Below are 18685 nucleotides of genomic sequence, written 5' to 3' on the forward strand. Positions count from 1 at the left end.
CTATTTGGTATTAATCGTGAGTGTCGTCTCCCCGACGACCTCTTTGTCTTTGAAAACCTTGACTTTTACTTCCAATGCACTTACGCCATCTGGCACGAGTTCTGCGCTGAAAGTTTTGGTCGTTGGGTTAAAGACCAACCAGTTTGGCAAGGCAGACCCGTCGGCCATGACAGCTGTCGCCGTTGTCCCTAAGGCGGGAGGCACGTCGGCTATCTGTGATATCAGCGCATCAGGCACCGTGAAACGGAAGCCCTTGGCGGGGCTAGACGACACAAGCGTGACGGGGGAACCATTTTGCATCACTTTAACTTGCACGTTGACCATACCATCTAATGGTGCCTGGATTAAACCACCCAGCGGGACGATCAACATGGTTTGGGTCAAAGGCGTGCTTGAGCCTGGCTCGATCGTGCTCAATGCAAAGGTAATTGAGCGCACGGGTGTTGAACCGTCCAATGCAAGCGGTGCGGAAACCTGCACGGATGGTACCGGATTTATCGTCGTATCAAGCGACGCGGGCAGCGCGATCGTTGTCGTGTAGTTTTGTACGATCTGAGGATAGCCAATATCCGTACGGCTGGCTGGTTTAACAATAACCGGGGCGACAACCGGAGCAGGCTTCACAGTGCTCGTCGGATTGCTTGTGTTCGATGCACTGGATGCGTTTGACGAATTGGTGGGGGTAGTTGGCGTTGGCGCCACATAGGGCGTGGGCACATAGTTCAATGCGGGCTTAACCTGCAGCAGTTGCCCCCAGTTATGGGTGCCGCTTGTATTGGCTAGGCTCGAATAGTTATTCGTGCCGTCGATGACTAAGGCATCCAATCCTGATGTGCCCACACTATTGGTGTTTTGCAAATTCATTTGCCCATTGCTTTGCAGTGGTAGCAAGAAGCTCAAACTACCCGACGGGTCATAGACCGCTAAGGTCACGGTGCCTGGTTGGCTAGTTGCTCTTGCGGTAAACACGTTGGCGTGATAGGTCTGACTTTCGTATGTCCAGACGCCACCCACAGACGAGATGGTCCCCAAATAACTCGCGTCATTATTGGTTTGCGTCAGGCTGTCAATCACCTGCGCATTCAAACTATAAAGCGGCGATACCGACCCTACCGCAGCCCCAAAGTTGATACTTGAGGCGTTGCTTGACGCGGTCGAATTATCTGGCGTGATAGCGCCAACGAGCAGTGTGTGGGTGGAGGTCTGCAGATCATCAATCTTACCGTTGAAGGTAATGTTGGGATCTTCGGAAATCAGTGTCCGGACATTGACAGGATTATTGTTCAGGATATTGATATTGCTGGTGATCGAACCACTCGAAAACTGGAAGTAAGACTTGTAGCCCGAGTACAAGAACCCAACCGTCGCAGTTTTGCCCAGATAACTTGCATCGCCAATAAACACGGCGCCGTTATATGTCTGAGAGGAAGCCGTCAAGACATCGGCCAGAATGTTGGTGGTGCCATCGTTAAGCGTCAGGTTATTCAGCCGAGACGACGAGCCTATGCTGGCGCCGATGGTGATCGTACCAGTACCGGCGTTCGCCACCAGCGAGTCAACTTTCGTGGTTGCTCCATCCAAAGTGCCATAGAAGGTAATCGCGGCGTTTGTGCTGCTCAAGGTCGTTGTCGTGCCCGTAGAAGGTGCAAAGATCAGACTCGAATACGATTGTGTGCCTGACGTGGTCACGTCGCTTAGAAGTTTCGTCGTGCCACCGGTCAGTGTGATGAATGGCAAGGTCACACCCGTATCAACCGAGAGAGAGGCTGGATTGATGGAAGTACCGTTCGAGGTAATGTTGGGTGTGCCAATCGCCGTGGCGTTGGCAACATCCAGACTGGTGCCAGCGTTCAGTGTGGTCCCACCGGTATAGCTGTTAGTGCCGGCCAGGGTGAGAACGCCTAGCCCAGTCAGCGTGACGGTTCCCGACCCGGAAATCGGTGCAGATATTGTTGTGTTGTTCGACAGATTGAAACTGATATTGCCGCTATTGTTAAAGGCTGACGTCACAGGGCCGGCTACTGCATTGTCATATACCACTGACGTGCCAGTCGGGATAATGACGTTGGCAACGTTCGACAAGTCAGGGATTGCGCCGACAGCCGTGGTGCCAGTCGTTGTCCAGTTTGCGGGGTTAGACCAATCGCCACCACTGTTGGGGCCCGTGTACGTGACCGAACTCAATTGCGTGATTTTGCCGTTGGTGCCCGAGTAAATGGATCCATTCGTGACTTGATAGTTAGTTGCGTCAGCGCCGCTCAGCGTGATCCCCACCGTGTAAGACAGGTTGGTACCCACATTTTTACTTGAGAATGTGCCTGTTCCGGCTGCCGCAACCGCGTCAGCCGTCTTAAAGACTGCGGAACCATCGAGTGCCAAGTTGCTGGTGTAGACCGAACCGTCGTAGACCTTAGAGATACCGTTCACCACGAGGCTAGAGGGAGTGATCTGCAGTGGTGTGACGCTTAAGCCTCCGGTGACCGTGACTGCGGTAAAGTTAGGTGTACTTCCGATCGGTGTTGTCACGATGCTCAGATTAGTTGCACCCAATGCATAGCTACCGACAGAGAGGTTATTTGAGCTACTGTAGACCGCGCTCAGCGGGCCGACGGTAAAGCCTGTGCTCGTACCGTTACCGTCGTTAATCGTGAGCGCGTTACCAGAAACGTTGATACTGGCGGTGCTTACCTGAATAATATTGGCCAACGATGCATTCATGCCTTGTACGCAATTCGTGCAATACGAGACGGTCATCGACGATGGGCTGTAGACCGGTGCGGATGAATAGACTGTGCTGGTTGTGCCCATCTGTACGAGCAGTTGATTGGCGGGAACGATGGTATACGTGCCAGCCACATAGCTCACCGTATAGTTTTGCGGATTCACGGACAAACTAGGCATCAACACACTGTTGTATGTCCCCGCAGCATTCACCGACGCATTGGTTCGTGTGATAGACAAGACGGCTGAACCGAGCGCACCGCTCGTGGCTGAGTCACTATTCTGGAAGCCGGAATACATCACCCCCGCGTAACTGGTGCTATCGGACAACCCGACAAAGCGCCCTGCAGACACCGCGGTTACTGTCAAAGCAGCCTTGTTGACCGTCAAATCACCGGCCACATAGCTAATCGAGTAATTGCTGATGCCAGCACCGAGCGCGTTGGATAAAGTCAAAGCCCCAGAATAGCTGCCGGCATTCGTGGTGCTCGGCACGACTTGACTACCGTTATAGAGGACAGTCGCCGAACTCACGTAATCACCATTGACCAACCCAGTTGCCACCACAGCAGATTGCGGCAAGACAAGCGGAGCGCCGTATGTCGTCACCTGATTTGACGCCGTCACGGTCAGGTTCGCCTGATTCACGGTGAGCGTTGCAGGGGTGTAATTAATCGAATAATTTGTACCGGCGGTCAGTGTCCCTTGCGTGATCGCGTATGTTCCGGCATTTGAGGCTGAACCAGCAACGCCGTTGTAAGCTGAGGCCGTGGTGGCAAGCGAACCCGACAATGTATCGCCATTCAACAACCCAGAGACGGACTGATACGTCAGCGCTGGCATCGTGCTAGCACCATAGGTCATGCTGGTGCTATTGGCAACGAGATTGATCGCGATAGGATTTACCGTCATCACACCCGACACATAGGTCACCGCGTAATTGGAGAGAGCAGCCCCACCCGACAGCGTGGCACCGCTAGCCGTGATGGTGTAAGGCCCACCAGCGACCGTTGCCGTCTGTGGCCCCCCTGCACTCGCCAGGTTCACGCCAAGCAGGGTCTGCGAATTAACCAGGCCCGTGGCGACATAGCCCACCGTTGAAGTAGCTGAGTTGCCCGTGGTGTCATAGATCACGTTATTGGCAGTGACCGTTGATCCATACGACTTGCTATCGACGGTCACAACGATAGACAACGCTGCTTGGTTGACAGTCAGCACACCGTTGACGTAGGTGATCGTGTAGTTGCTCAGCGTCGTACCCGCCGCCCCGGTTGCATTGCTACCGGTAATCGAATACGTGCCCGCGTTGGCTGTTGGGCTCGAACCCGTGCTGCTCAGCGTCACACTGGTGATGCTATTGCCGTTGAGTAAACCAGAGGTGCTAAATGCACTGGTGCCGAGCATGATGCCGCTACCGTAGGTGCTGGTCTGGTTTGTCGAGGTGACTGTCACAGCGGCAGGCGTCACCGTCAATGAACCGTCGACATAGCTCACTGAGTAGTTAGACAGTGCATAAGCACCGCTTAATGTCGCACCGCTGGCAACGATGGCGTATGGGCCACCAACAACGGATGTAGTCGCTAAGGCGCCGGTGCTTGTCAGACTGACACCGGATAAGGTTTGAGAAGCCACGAGGCCCGTGACGCTATAACCACTCGTGGTGCTAGAGATCACCCCACTGCTGTTGTAGACGAGGCTACTGGTCGTGGTGGTCGAGCCATAGATTTTGCTGTCGTTGCTTGCTGTGATGACCAGCGGTGCTGGGGTAATCGTGACAGGCGCGTTGGTCACCGTCAAAACCGGCAACACATAATTGGACGTTACGCCCGCATTCAATCCGGTCCCGTCAAGCAAGCTGATTGAACTCAGATAGTTACTGCCATTGGCAGCAACATTAGCGCTTGTGGCAACGGCGTTTGAATAGCCTAAGGTTTCACCGTTAACACCTGTCACCGTGACTTGAGAGCCGCTTAGCATAGCCGTGCCATCATATGTTTTAGTAGCAGACAGCATCACCGTCGCAGGGCTGATTGAGGCCGTGTTCTGCGACGTGTTGTATGCGCTGTTCGGTAGGACGTAATTGCTCGCGACGCCGCCATTGCCATTCGCTAACGTGATGCCTGCGTCGACCACGTACTTGTTCGCTGTCGCTACATTGGCATCCGACAGGGCTGCCGTCCCCGTATACTCCAAGGTCTGCGTCGAACCGTTGACCGTCACCCCAGTAATCGTCACCTGACTGTTGCTCAGCGTGGTCGTGCCATCATACGTCTTCGTGGCACTGATCGTCGCGGTCGCTGGTGTGACCGTTGCACTGTTTTGCGTCGCGTCATACACGCTACTTGGCAACACATAGTTCGCCGCCAACCCAGCCGTGCTGCCACTGCCACCGTTGGCGAGCGTCATTCCCGTATCCACCACATACTTGCTGCTGGTCGACACGTTCGAGTCAGAGGTCGACGCAGTACCGGTGTAACCCAGTACTTGTGTCGCGCCGTTGACCGTGACACCGGTAATGGTCACTTGGCTATTGGTCAACCCTGTCGTCCCGTCGTAGACTTTGGTGGCGCTCAGCTTGGCCGTGGCTTGAGTGATCGCGCCGGTGTTGGCAGCAACATACGTCACGCTGTAGTTATTACCACTATTACCGTCGTCGATCACCGCTGCCGACGGCGTGACCGAGATGCCCGTCCCCGCATTCGTCGATGCGTAGGCAAGGTTCAGGCTCGCAACCGTATTGCCAGCGACCAGACCAGAGGCGGTGCCAACGGTCGACAGATTGCTCGCCGTCGTCGTGTAGGCAGTCGTACCATCGTAGACCTTGGTGATGCTAGGTGCCGTCACATTGATCGGACGTGCCGTGATCACCCCGTTGCTGCCCGTATAGGTTGAACCGGCTGGCAAGTAATAATTCGAAGCGTTCGTGCCAGAGAGCGTAATCCCCGAGACGGTGTAGTTCAGATTGCTACCCGCGTTAACCGTTGAGTAAGTACCCGCGCCGCTCAGCGCCAAGGTGTCACCTGTCATCGTGCCCGAGGGGGCCAAGGTCAGGTTCGTCATCGTGTTGCTGCCGTCGTAGACCTTGCTCACGCCACTGGTCACGGGGGTGATCGGTGCAGCCGTAACGGTCACGTTACCCGTGAACACTTGGTTGTAGATGTTGCCACCGCCACCGACCGAGATACCCGTCGCCGCCACCTGGTAATTGCCAACGTTGGCATAACCCGAGCTGTTGGCCGTCGTGCCGGGATTGAGCGTGAAGGTCACGGTCGTGGGCGTAGTCGTTGAAGACGTGTAGTTATCGGTGTAGGTATATGTGTTGCCACTGTGCGAGACCGCCGTCAAGTTCAGCACCGCGCTCGTATTGCCAGGATTGATCTCTGCCACACTTGAGATCACAAGCGCGGGGGTCGTGCCATACGTCACTGAGGTATTGGTGACCTGAACCAGCACCGTGCCTGTCCCCACATTGGTGTAATTACCGTTCACATAGCTAAACGAGTAGTTACTTGCTACCCCACCGGCTGCCACCAGAACGCCTGAGTATGTGCCTGGCAGATCGCTACCGTTGTTGGTGCTCGATAGGCCCGTTGCATTGGCTGTCGCATTGGCACGGTTAACTGTCACAGTCGGTGCGGTCGTCAACACACTCGAGGTCTGACCATCCACAAACCCGCTATACGACACCCCATTCAAGCCCGAGGTATCGGTCTGTACCGACAGCTTGGCCGCATCGTTCGCGGTCACCGTCAATACCGCTTTAGTAATAGTGCTGGTGCCGCCGTTGACCCAGCTGATCGAGTAGTTGGTGGCCGCCGTGCCTGACAACGTGAGCGAACCCTGCACCACATTGACACTACCAGCGTTAGCAGAACTAAACACCGGTGCCCCAGCCACTGTCACGACATCGCTGTTAGGCAGGCCAGAGAGCACGCCATTCGTCGCGGTATACGTCGTGACGCTGTAACCCGAACTGCCACTTGGCAAGGCGGTCGTTGCATCATAGGTTTTGCTCAGACCCGTCGACCCTGTGATGGTCAAGGCCAGCGGATTCACCGTCATGCTGCCATTCACGTAGGTGACGTTGTAGTTAGACAGGTTGATGCCGCCCGTGATAGTCGCTGTCACTGGCGTGATGGTGTATGGCCCGCCAGTCACGGTGGCCGTCACCAACCCACCTGTGCTACTCAAGGTCACCCCAGACAGGGTTTGCGAGTTCACCAAACCACTGACCGCGTAACCCGTGGTCGCACCCGTTGCCGTGCCGGTGCTGTCGTAGACAACCCCGTTGGTCGTGGTCGTGCCCGAGGCGTAGGTCTTGGCATCAGCGATCGCTGTAATCGTCAAAGGCGCAGTGTTGATCGTGACCGCAGCGTTGCTGACATTTAACGTGGGCAAGGTGTAGTTGGTTGAAACCCCTGCATTCGAACCACTGCCATTACCCAAGGTGATCGCAGTCAGGTAGTTGCTGCCGTTGTTCGACACATCAGGGCTTGACGACGTGGCGCCACTGTAGCTCAAGCTCTGGCCATTGACGCCCGTGATCGTCACTTGGGTGCCACCAAACGCTGTCGTGCCATCATAGGTCTTGGCAGCGGACAAGGTCACCGTCGCAGGCGATACCGTCGCACTGTTGAGTAGCCCGCTATAGCTGCTGGCTGGCAACACATAGTTGCTGGCCACGCCAAGCGTGCTGCCACTGCCACCGTCAATCAAGGTCATACCGCTGGTCAAGACGTACTTATTAGCAGTCACCACGTTGGCATCCGACACCGTCGCCGTCCCCGTGTAGCCCAGTGACTGGGTGCTGCCACTGACTGTCACCCCAGTAATCGTCACCTGACTGGTGCTCAGCCCCGTTGTCGCGTCATACACCTTGGTCGCGCTCACCGCTGCGCTCGCCGGGGTCACCGTCGCGCTATTGGTATTGGCAATATAGACAGCACTTGGCAGCACGTAGTTACTGGCAAGACCCACCGTGCCGCTTGTCCCATTGGTCAGGGTCAGGCTGCTATCGACCACGTACTTGTTCGCTGTCGCTACATTGGCATCCGACAGGGCTGCCGTCCCCGTATACCCCAAGGTCTGCGTCGAACCGTTGACCGTCACCCCAGTAATCGTCACCTGACTGTTGCTCAGCGTGGTCGTGCCATCATACGTCTTCGTGGCACTGACATTAGCCGTTGCTTTACCAATCGTCAGCGTACCGGTTGCGAGTGCGATATTGCTGTAATTGCTGTTCGAATTGGTGCCTGTGACTGTATCGGCATAGCTACCGGCATTGGTGCCACTCACACTCGCGCTGTAGCCAGCCATTGTCGTCGAGACGTTGGTAGCGTCAGTGCCTAACAGACCATTGGCGGTGAAGCCACCGACAGTCTGAGCGAGACCCGTATAGGTCGAAGTCAAACTGTTGGCTGTCAGGGTAATTTGACCTGCATAGGCATTGACAGTCGCACTGTTACCGCTTGAGTAAGCAGTCAAGCTAGGCAAGACGTAGTTACTGGCTAATCCGTTGCTGCCATTGGCAAGCGCAATACTACCCAACACATAATTCGAGCCGTTAGCACTGACGTTGGCGTTATTGATGACCGCGGTTCCGGTGTAAGCCAAGACCTCGCCATTCACCCCGGAAATGGTTACCTGGCTCGTGGTCAGGCTGGTCGTATTGTCATAGGTCTTGGTCGCGCTGATCGAAGCGGTCGCCCGTGCAATCGTTAAGGTGCCTGTGGCCAAAGCAATGTTGCTGTAGTTGCTATTGGTGTTGGTACCAGTCACGGTGCTGGTGTAGCTACCCGCATTGGTACCACTGCCAGCAGCACTATAGCCAGCCATGGTTGTCGTCGCGTTCGAGGCATCTGTACCCAATAAGCCGGTCGCAGTAAAGCCTGTCACCGATTGTGTCAAACCGGTATAGGTCGTACTTGATGAATTCGCCGTCAACGTGACCAGACCGGCGTAGGCATTAATCGTCACGTTATTGCCGCTCGATTGCGCTGTTTGGCTCGGTAATAAATAGTTACCCGCGAGCCCGGTCGTGCTACCAGATCCGCCATTAGCGAGCGCTGTGATCCCCGACACGTAATTCGACCCGTTGGCGCTCACGTTGGCATTGTTGGCAACGGCCGTACCGGTGTAGCCCAGTACCTCGGTAACCCCGTTGACCGTCACACCTGTGATCGTAATCTGACTGCTGTTCAACGTCGTACCGTTGTCGTAGATCTTGGTCGCACTGATGCTGGCAGTCGCTTGACCAATACTCAATGTACCAGCTGCGACGGTAACGTTACTGTAGTTGGTATTCGTGTTGCTGCCCGTCACGATGTTGTTGTAAGAGCCCGCGTTGATCCCACTGACGGTCGCGCTGTAACCTGCCATGGTAGTGGCCGCGTTCAGTGCGTCGTTACCCAGCAAACCGTTAGCAGTGAAACCGCTGACCGACTGGGCCAAGCCGGTATACGTGGTAGCCGAACTATTGCCAGTCAAGGTGATCAAGCCCGCATAGGCATTGACCGTGGCATTGTTGTTACCCGCGTAGCCGGTCAGGCTTGGCAGGACGTAATTGCTCGCCACTGCGCTACTGCCGTTAGCCAAGGTAAAGGTGCCTGACACAAAGTTCGACCCATTAGCGCTCACATTGGCATTGTTAAGGGTGGCCGTACCGGTATAGCTCAGTGCCTCACCGTTGACCCCGGAAATCGTGACTTGACTGTTGGTCAAACTGGTTGTGTTGTCATACGTTTTAGTGGCGCTGATCGACGCAGTCGCTGGTGTGACTGTGGCGCTATTCTGGCCGCTCGCATAGGCACTGGCAGGCAACACATAGTTAGCGGCCAAGCCCACCGAACTGCCGCTGCCACCATTAGCCAGTGTCATGCCAGTATCAACAACATATTTATTGACTGTCGCGACGTTAGCGTCTGACAGCGTCGCGGCGCCTGTATAGCCAAGCACTTGAGTCGCGCCATTGGCCGTGACACCAGTAATCGTGACTTGGTTGGTGGTTAACCCGGTCGTGCTGTCATAGACTTTAGTGGCGCTGATCGAAGCGGTCGCCTTGCCAATGGTCAGTGTACCAGTTGCCAAGACAATGTCGTTGTAGTTGGCGTTGATGTTAGCGCCAGTGACCGTGTTCGTGTAGGTGCCAGCATTGGTGCCGTTCACACTGGCGCTATAGCCCGACATCACGCTCGACACGTTATTGGTGTCGGTTCCCAACAAGCCAGTGGCCGTGAAGCCCGTCACGGATTGGGCCAAACCACTATACGTGCCGCTGCCACTGTTGGCCGTTAACGTCACCTGCCCTGTGTACGGATTCACCGTCGCCGTGTTGTACGAAGAGCGCACCGTCAAACTTGGCAATACATAGTTGCTTGCAAGCCCTGCAGAGCTACCCGTTCCGTCCGCTAACGTAATGCCGCTTGTCACATAGTTAGACCCGTTAGCGCTCACGTTGGCGTTATTAGCCTGCGCGGTTCCTGTGTAGCCCAGGATCTCACCATTGAGACCCGTGATCGACACCTGACTGCTGATCAGCGATGTCGTGGTGTCATACGTCTTACTGGCGCTGATGGTTGCCGTTGCCGGACTAATGGTCAGCGTACCGGTCGTCAACACGATATTGCTGTAGTTAGTATTGATGTTGGTGCCAGTCACGGTATTGGTATAACTACCGGCATTGGTACCACTGACTGTGGCGCTATAACCAGATAGCGTGCCAGACGCATTGTTAGCATCCGTCCCTAACAGACCCGTTGCGGTGAAGCCGCTTACCGTCTGTGACTGGCCACTGTAGGTCGTGCCCGAACTATTTGCCGTCAGCGTCACTTGACCGGTGTAGGCATTGATTGTCACACTATTGTTGCTTGAGTAGGCGACCAGACTTGGCAGTACATAGTTGCTTGCCAAACCAGCAGAGCCGCCCGTGCCATTGGCCAGCGTGATGCCCGTCGTGACGTAGTTGGCCCCGTTGCCACTCACATTCATGGTGTTAGCCGTGGCCGACCCCGTGTAACCCAGTACTTCACCGTTGACACCCGTGATGGTGACTTGACTACTTGTCAGTGCCGTCGTGTTGTCATAGGTCTTGGTTGCGCTGATCGCTGCTGTTGCCTGTCCGATGTTGAGCGAGCCTGCCACGAGAACGATATTGCTGTAGTTGGTGTTGGTGTTGCTACCCGTTACTGTGTTGGTATAAGTACCTGCGTTGGTCGCGGTCACGCTGGCGCTATAACCAGCCATCGTGGTTGCCACATTGATCGCATCCGTGCCCAACAAGCCGGTGGCGGCGAAGCCGCTCACCGATTGCGCTAAGCCCGTGTAGGTTGAGCTCAAGCTATTGCCAGTCAGCGTGACTTGACCTGCATAAGCGTTAATCGTGACGGTATTGTTGCTGGAACGAGCCGTCAGGCTTGGCAGCAAGTAGTTGCTGGCTAACCCTGCTGAGCTATCGGTGCCATTGCCTAACACAATCGTCGTGACGTAATTCGTTGCGTTGCCGTTGACGTTAGCGTTGTTAGCGACCGCCGTACCAACAGAACTCAACACCTCGCCATTGACGCCGGTGACGGTCACTTGGCTGGTGCTCAGGTTGGTGGTGTTGTCGTAGGTTTTGACGGCGGCCACGCTGGCCGTGGCTTGACCAATCACAAGGCTACCTGTTGCCAGCACCACATTACTGTAGTTCGTATTGGTGTTGCTGCCCGTAAACGCGTTGGTATAAGTGCCAGCGTTGGTCGCGGTCACGCTGGCGCTATAGCCCGACATCGTCGCGGCTGAGCTACTTGCATCGGTGCCAAGCAAGCCAGTCGCCGTGAACCCGCTGAGCGTCTGGGCAACACCGCTATATACGCTTGTCGCACTATTAGAAGTCAAGGTGATTTGACCGGCATAAGGGCTGATCGAAACGTTGTTGTTTCCTGAGTGAGCGGTCAGGCTAGGCAACAGATAGTTACTGGCAAGACCCGCTGAACTACCCGTACCGTTGGCCAGCGAGATGCCCGAGACAAAGTTAAACCCATTTGAACTGACATTGGCACTGTTCGCAGACGCCGTGCCGCTGTAACCCAACACTTCGCTATTGACGCCGGTGATCGTCACTTGACTACTGGTTAGGCCGGTCGTGTTGTCGTAGGTCTTACTTGCACTGATCTGCGCTGTCGCTTGCCCAATCGCTAGGCTACCAGCCACAAGCACGACATTGTTGTAATTGGTGTTGACATTGGTGCCTGTCACCGCATTGCTGTAGGTACCTGCGTTGGTACCCGTCACGCTCGCGCTATAACCAGACATCGTGGTCGATGCGTTGTTGGCATCCGTGCCCACCAGACCCGTTGCCGTGAAACCACTGACGGACTGCGCCAGCCCGGTGTAGGTCGTGCTCTGGCTATTGCCCGTCAGCGTCACCTGCCCTGCATAAGGATTGATCGTGACGCTATTGTTGCTTGAGTAAGCAGTCAGGCTCGGCGTGAAATAGTTACTGGCCAGGCTACCTGTGCCGTTGGCCAGCACAATCCCGGTCACGTAGTTAGCGCCATTAGCACTCACGTTAGCGCTATTGGCAAGCGCGGTCCCGGTGTAGCTCAAGATTTCGCCATTTACCCCGCTGATCGTCACCTGGCTGCTGCTCAACGTGGTCGTGCTGTCGTAAGTTTTGGTCGCGCTGATCACGGCTGTTGCCCGAGCGATGGCGAGACTACCAGACACCACAGCCACATTGCTGTAGTTCGAATTGGTATTGTTACCCGTCACTGTGCTGGTATAAGTACCAGCGTTGGTCGCGGTGACACTAGCGCTATAGCCTGACATCGTGGTCGCAGGCGTGGTCGCGTCAGTACCCAAAAGACCTGTTGCCGTAAACCCGCTCACCGTTTGTGCGACGCCACTGTAGGTTGAGCTCACACTGTTCGCGGTCAACGTAATCTGACCGGCGTAGGCGTTGATGGTGGCGTTGTTGCCGTTTGAGTGAGCCGTCAGACTTGGCATTAAATAGTTGCTTGCCAAACTGCCGGTGCCATCCGCCAGCGTGATGCCGCTAACGAAATTCGATCCGTTGGCGCTGACGTTGGCATTGTTCGCGACCGCCGTACCTGTGTAGCTCAAGATTTCACCATTGACGCCGCTGATGGTGACCTGACTGCTGGTTAAGCTCGTGGTGTTGTCATACGTTTTTGTCGCATTAATCGATACTGTCGCCTGATTGATGACCAGCGTGCCAGAAACAACGCTCACGTTGCTGTAATTGGTATTGGTATTATTACCGGTGAAGGCATTGGTGTAGGTATTGACATTCGTCCCCGTCACGCTTGCGGTGTAGCCAGACATCGTCGTGGCTGGGCTCAACGAATCAGTACCCAACAAGCCGTTGGCAGTAAAGCCGCTAACCGTCTGAGCCAGACCAGAATACGTTGAGGTCAAACTGTTGGCGGTCAGGGTTACCAGCCCGTTGTAAGCGCTGACCGTGACATTGTTGTTGCTGGACTGTGCAGTCAAGCTAGGTAATAGGTAATTGCTGGCCAGGCTACCCGTACCATTCGCCAATACGATCCCGGTGACAAAATTCGACCCATTCGAACTCACATTGGCGTTATTGGCCAGTGCCGTGCCGGTATAGGCCAAGACCTCGCCATTGACGCCATTAATGGCAACCTGACTACTGTTAAGGCTCGCGGTGGTGTCATAGGTCTTGCTAGCACTGATCGAGACAGTGGCCCGACCAATCGTGAGCGAACCAGTAGCCACTGCCACATTGTTGTAGTTGGCGTTGGTATTGCTGCCGGTCATCGAATTCGTGTAGGTGCCCGCATTCGTCGCACTTACGCTTGCCGAGTAACCTGCCATCGTCGTCGCCACGTTACTTGCGTCCGTACCCAGCAGACCCGTGGCGCTAAAGCCACTAGCGGTTTGAACAAGCCCGCTGTAAGTTGAACTCAAACTATTGGCGGTCAAGGTCACCAGGCCAGCGTATGGATTGATGGTGGCTGTATTGTTGGTCGAGTAGGCAGTCAGACTTGGCAACAGATAGTTACTTGCCAAGCTGCCAGCCCCATTGGCAAGTGACGTAATACCGGAGACGTAATTAGCACCGTTGGCGCTCACGTTGGCATTATTAGTCGTCGCGGTGCCGTTGTAACCAAGCAGTTCACCATTGACACCGCTGATGCTGACCTGAGCACTCGTGAGGTTAACGGTACTGTCGTAAGTTTTGGTTGCTGTGATACGTGCGGTTGCCTGCGAGATGCTTAAGCTACCGGTTGCCAGGGCAATATTGCTGTAATTGGCGTTGGTATTGCTACCTGTCACCGTATTTGTATAGCTACCGGCGTTGGTACCCGTGACGCTAGCCGTATACCCTGACAGCGTGGTCGTTGGGCTAACCGCATCGGTGCCGAGCAACCCAGTCGCCGTAAAGCCACTGACGGTTTGCGCCAACCCACTATAAGTCGTCGACAAGCTATTGGCAGTCAAGGTCACCTGCCCTGCGTAAGTACTTATCGTCACCGTGTTATTGGCGGAGTATGCAGTCAGGCTTGGCAAGCTGTAGTTACTTGCCAGACTACCCGTGCCGTTGGCAAGCGCAATGCCAGTCACAAAATTCGAACCGTTGGCGCTCACGTTGGCGCTATTGGCAACGGCTGTGCCGGTATAGCTCAGCACTTCTGAGTTCACACCGTTGATGGTGATCTGACTACTGGTTAGCGCCGTGGTGTTGTCATAGGTCTTAGCGGCGCTTATCGCTACGGTCGCCTTGCCGATGGTTAACGTCCCGGTGGCCAGAACCACATTGTTGTAATTCGTATTGGTATTGCTACCCGTGACGCTATTGATGTAACTACCTGCATTAGTAGCTGACACACTGGCGCTATAGCCAGACATCGTGGTGGCTGCGTTGCTTGCATCGTTACCTAGAAGGCCGTTGGCGGTAAAGCCACTATCGGTCTGAGCCAAGCCACTGTATGTGGTGTTCAGACTATTCGCGGTCAGGGTAACCTGCCCTGCGTACGCATTAATCGTCACGGTGTTGTTATTTGAATGTGCTGTCAGGCTTGGCAAGACATAGTTGCTGGCCAAGCTGCCCGTGCCGTTGGCGAGCACGATGCCGGATACAAAGTTAGAGCCATTGCCACTCACGTTTGCGTTGTTGGCGACTGCTGTCCCGGTATAACTCAGTATTTCACCATTGACACCGCTGATCGTGATCTGACCGCTCGTTAAGGCAGTGGTGCTGTCATACGTCTTGATGCCACTGATGGCAACCGTTGCTTGACCAATCGTCAACGTCCCCGTGGCTTGGGTCACGTTGTTGTAGTTGGTATTCGTGTTGGCGCCCGTCACGGTGTTGGTGTAGCTACCGGCGTTGGTGCCGCTGACGCTGGCGCTGTAGCCCGACATAGTGTTGGCGACGCTATTAGCATCGTTGCCCAAGAGACCCGTTGCGCTAAACCCACTGACGTTTTGTGATTGACCGCTATATGTTGAGGTCAGGCTGTTGGCGGTCAGCGTAACCAAACCGGTGTAAGGGTTGATGGTCGCATTGTTATTGCCACCGTGAGCAGCGAGGCTTGGCAACACATAGTTGCTTGCCAGGCTGCCCGTGCCGTTGGCAAGCGATGTGATGCCGCTCACATAGTTCGATCCGTTGGCGCTGACATTGGCGTTATTGGCTGTTGCCGTGCCGTTGTAATTCAAGGTTTCACCGTTCACACCGCTGATCACAATTTGGCTGCTAGTCAGGCTGGTGGTGTTGTCATACGTTTTAGTCGCGCTGATAGAAACCGTCGCTTGACCAATCGTCAAGGCGCCTGTCGCAAGCGTGATGTTGTTGTAGTTGGTATTGGTGTTGCTGCCTGTGACGCTATTGGTATAGGTCGCAGCATTGGTGCCCGTTACGCTTGCGCTATACCCCGCCATCGACGTTGCCACGTTGTTCGCGTCCGTCCCCAACAAGCCGGTGGCCGTGAACCCACTGACCGTCTGAGCCAAACCACTATACGTCGTTGTCAGGCTGTTTGCCGTCAACGTGACGAACCCGGCGTAGGCGTTAATCGTTGCGCTGTCGTTACTCGAGTGAGCCGTCAAGCTAGGCAGCACGTAGTTACTCGCCACGCCAGCCGATGAACCTGTGCCGTTGGCCAAGGCAATGGTGCCAGTCACGTAATTAGAGCCATTGGCACTCACGTTGGCGTTATTGACCGATGCGGTGCCGCTGTAGGCCAACACTTCCCCATTAACGCCCGAGATGGTCACTTGGCTGCTGATGAGACCCGTCGTGTTGTCATAGGTCTTAGTTGCCGAAATGGTTGCCGTCGCGGGATTGACGGTCAGCAAACCGGTCGCATAAGTGACGCTATAGTTGTTGAGCGAAACGCCGTTGCTGAGCACAGCACCGCTTGGCGTAATGAGATAGGGACCTGCGGCTACAGACGCCGTAGTCAACGCCCCGGTGCTTGCCAAGTTAACCCCTGCAAGGGTCTGCGAATTCACTAAACCGGTCGCGGTGTAGCCCGTTGTCACGCCCGTCACCGCCCCAGTGCTATCGTAGGTCAGGCTGCCAGTGGTTGAGCTTGAGCCGTACACCTTGCTGTCGGCGCTCGCGGTAATCGTGAGGGGTGCTGCAGAAATCGTCACCGGCGCACTCGCAAAACTGAGACTTGGCAACGTGTAGTTGGACGTGACACCGGCATTGCCACCTGACCCGTTAACGAGCGCAATGGCGTTGATGTAGTTGCTGCCGTTGTTGGCCACATTGGCGCTTATGGCGCTTGCGCCGCTGTAACTCAGCGACTCGCCGTTAACGCCAGTAATCGTCACCTGTGTGCCCGATAACCCCGTGGTGCCGTCGTAGGTCTTAGCTGCCGACAGCGTCACAGTAGCAACGGTTACGGATGCCACGTTGTTGGTCGAACTATACGCACTGCTGGGCAAGACATAGTTGCTAGCAACGCCACCCGTACCATTGGTCAAGGTCACGCTGCCGACAACAATGTACTTGTTCGCAGTCGAGACATTTGCGTCAGAGAGCGTTGCAGTGCCTGTAAAGCCAAGTGACTGAGTCGTTCCACCCACCGTGACGCCGGTGATAGTCACGTTGCTGTTACTCAAGCCAGTCGTGCCGTCGTAGACCTTGGTGGCCGTTATTGAAGCCGTTGCGGGTGTCACTGTCGCGCTATTGACGTTGGCCTGATAGGCACTACTGGCCAACACATAATTGCTCGCGAGGCCAGTGCCACCATTTGCCAAGGTCACGCCAGTATCGACGACATATTTATTGGTGGTTGCAACATTGGCATCTGACAAGGTCGCGGTGCCCGTATAGCTCAAGGTTTGAGCCGACCCGTTGACGGTGACGCCAGCAATCGTGACCTGATCGCTGGTAAGGCTAGTGGTGCCATCGTAGACTTTGGTGGCACTCAGCGTCGCGGTTGCGGCGGTGACGGTGGCTGCGTTACTTGCACCGTTCGCACTACTTGGCAGGGTGTAATTGCTGGCCAGACCCACGGTGCTACCACTGCCGCCGTTCGCCAAGCTGATGCTGCTATCGACGACATATTTATTAGCCGTTGCGACGTTCGCGTCTGACAAGCTGGCGGTACCCGTATAACCCAGTACTTGAGTCACACCACCGACCGTCACACCTGTCACAGTAATCTGACTGTTTGTCAGACCGGTTGAGCCGTCATAGACTTTCGTCGCGCTGAGGTTTGCCGTGGCTTGGCTCACCGTCGCTGTGTTTAGGCTGGCCACATAAGCACTGCTTGGCAAGACATAGTTGCTCGCAACGCCGGTACTACCGTTGGCCAACGTGACATTCGTATCAACAACATACTTATTCGCCGTTGCCACGTTCGCATCCGATAACAAGGCGGTGCCGGTATAGCCCAAGCTTTCAGTAACACCACCGATCGTGACACCCGAGATCGTGACTTGGCTGCTCGTCAAGCCTGTTGTGCCGTCATAGACCTTAGTTGCCGTAACGCTCACGGTTGCAGGATTCACCGTCAGTGTGGACGTGTTGTAAGTTACCGCATAGTTCGAGATCGCAATGCCACCATTCACGCTGGCTGCGCTCGGGGTGATGGTGTAAGGGCCACCCACGACTGACGCTGTCGCTAAACCCCCTGCACTCGTCAGCGTCAGGCCCGCGAGCGTTTGTGCGTTCAACAAACCGCTGACGGTGTAGCCTGTCGTGGTGCCCGTCACGACGCCTGAGCTGTCGTAGGTCAAGCCGCCTGTGGTGTTGTTTGACCCGTAGGTTTTGCTATCTGCCGTCGCTGTAATCGTCAGCGGTGCTGCCACCAGTGTCACCGCGGCATTGGTCACATTCAAGGTGGGCAACTGATAGTTGGAGGTCACGCCCGCATTGCCACCGCTACCATTGACCAACGTGATGGCGTTAACGTAATTGCTACCGTTTGCTGCCACATTGGCGCTCAAGGCGGTAGCACCGCTGTAACCCAGAGATTCGCCGCCCACGCCAGTCACTGTCACCTGACTACCCGTCAAGGCTGTCGTGCCGTCGTAAGTCTTGGTGGCCGATAACGTGACCGTTGCAGGCGTAATCGCTGCCGTGTTCTGCGTTGAACTATAGGCGCTGCTTGGCAACACATAATTGCTGGCGCTGCCTGCCGAACTGCCAGTGCCGTCAGCGAGTGTGATCCCAGTATTCACCACGTATTTATTCGCGGTGACCACGTTTGCGTCAGAGACTGTCGCATTACCCGTGTAACCCAACACCTGCGTCGTACTACCGACGGTCACACCGGTAATGGTGACCTGACTGCTCGACAGGCTCGTTGAACTATCGTACGTCTTGGTGGCACTAATGGTTGCGGTGGCAGGTGTAATCGTGGCGCTATTGTTGGTGGCGCTGTATACGTTGTCTGGCAACACATAGTTGGCAGCTAAGCCGCTCGTTGCACCGGTGCCGCCGTTGACCAAGGTCATGCCCGTATTGACCACGTACTTA

The 18685-nt window shown here is 55.4% G+C and carries 1 protein-coding gene (running past one end of the window); it reads right to left on the reverse strand.

Annotated elements, in window-relative coordinates:
- On the reverse strand, positions 1-18685 hold the 3' portion of the coding sequence (locus tag AC1W8Y_RS03705; protein ID WP_482013118.1) for a beta strand repeat-containing protein. Its footprint extends 11363 nt past the window's final position; the window shows 18685 of its 30048 coding nt (coding positions 11364-30048); the start codon falls outside the window, past its right edge — the gene reads right to left on this strand; its stop codon occupies positions 1-3.

The organism is Jezberella sp. (assembly GCF_964834465.1).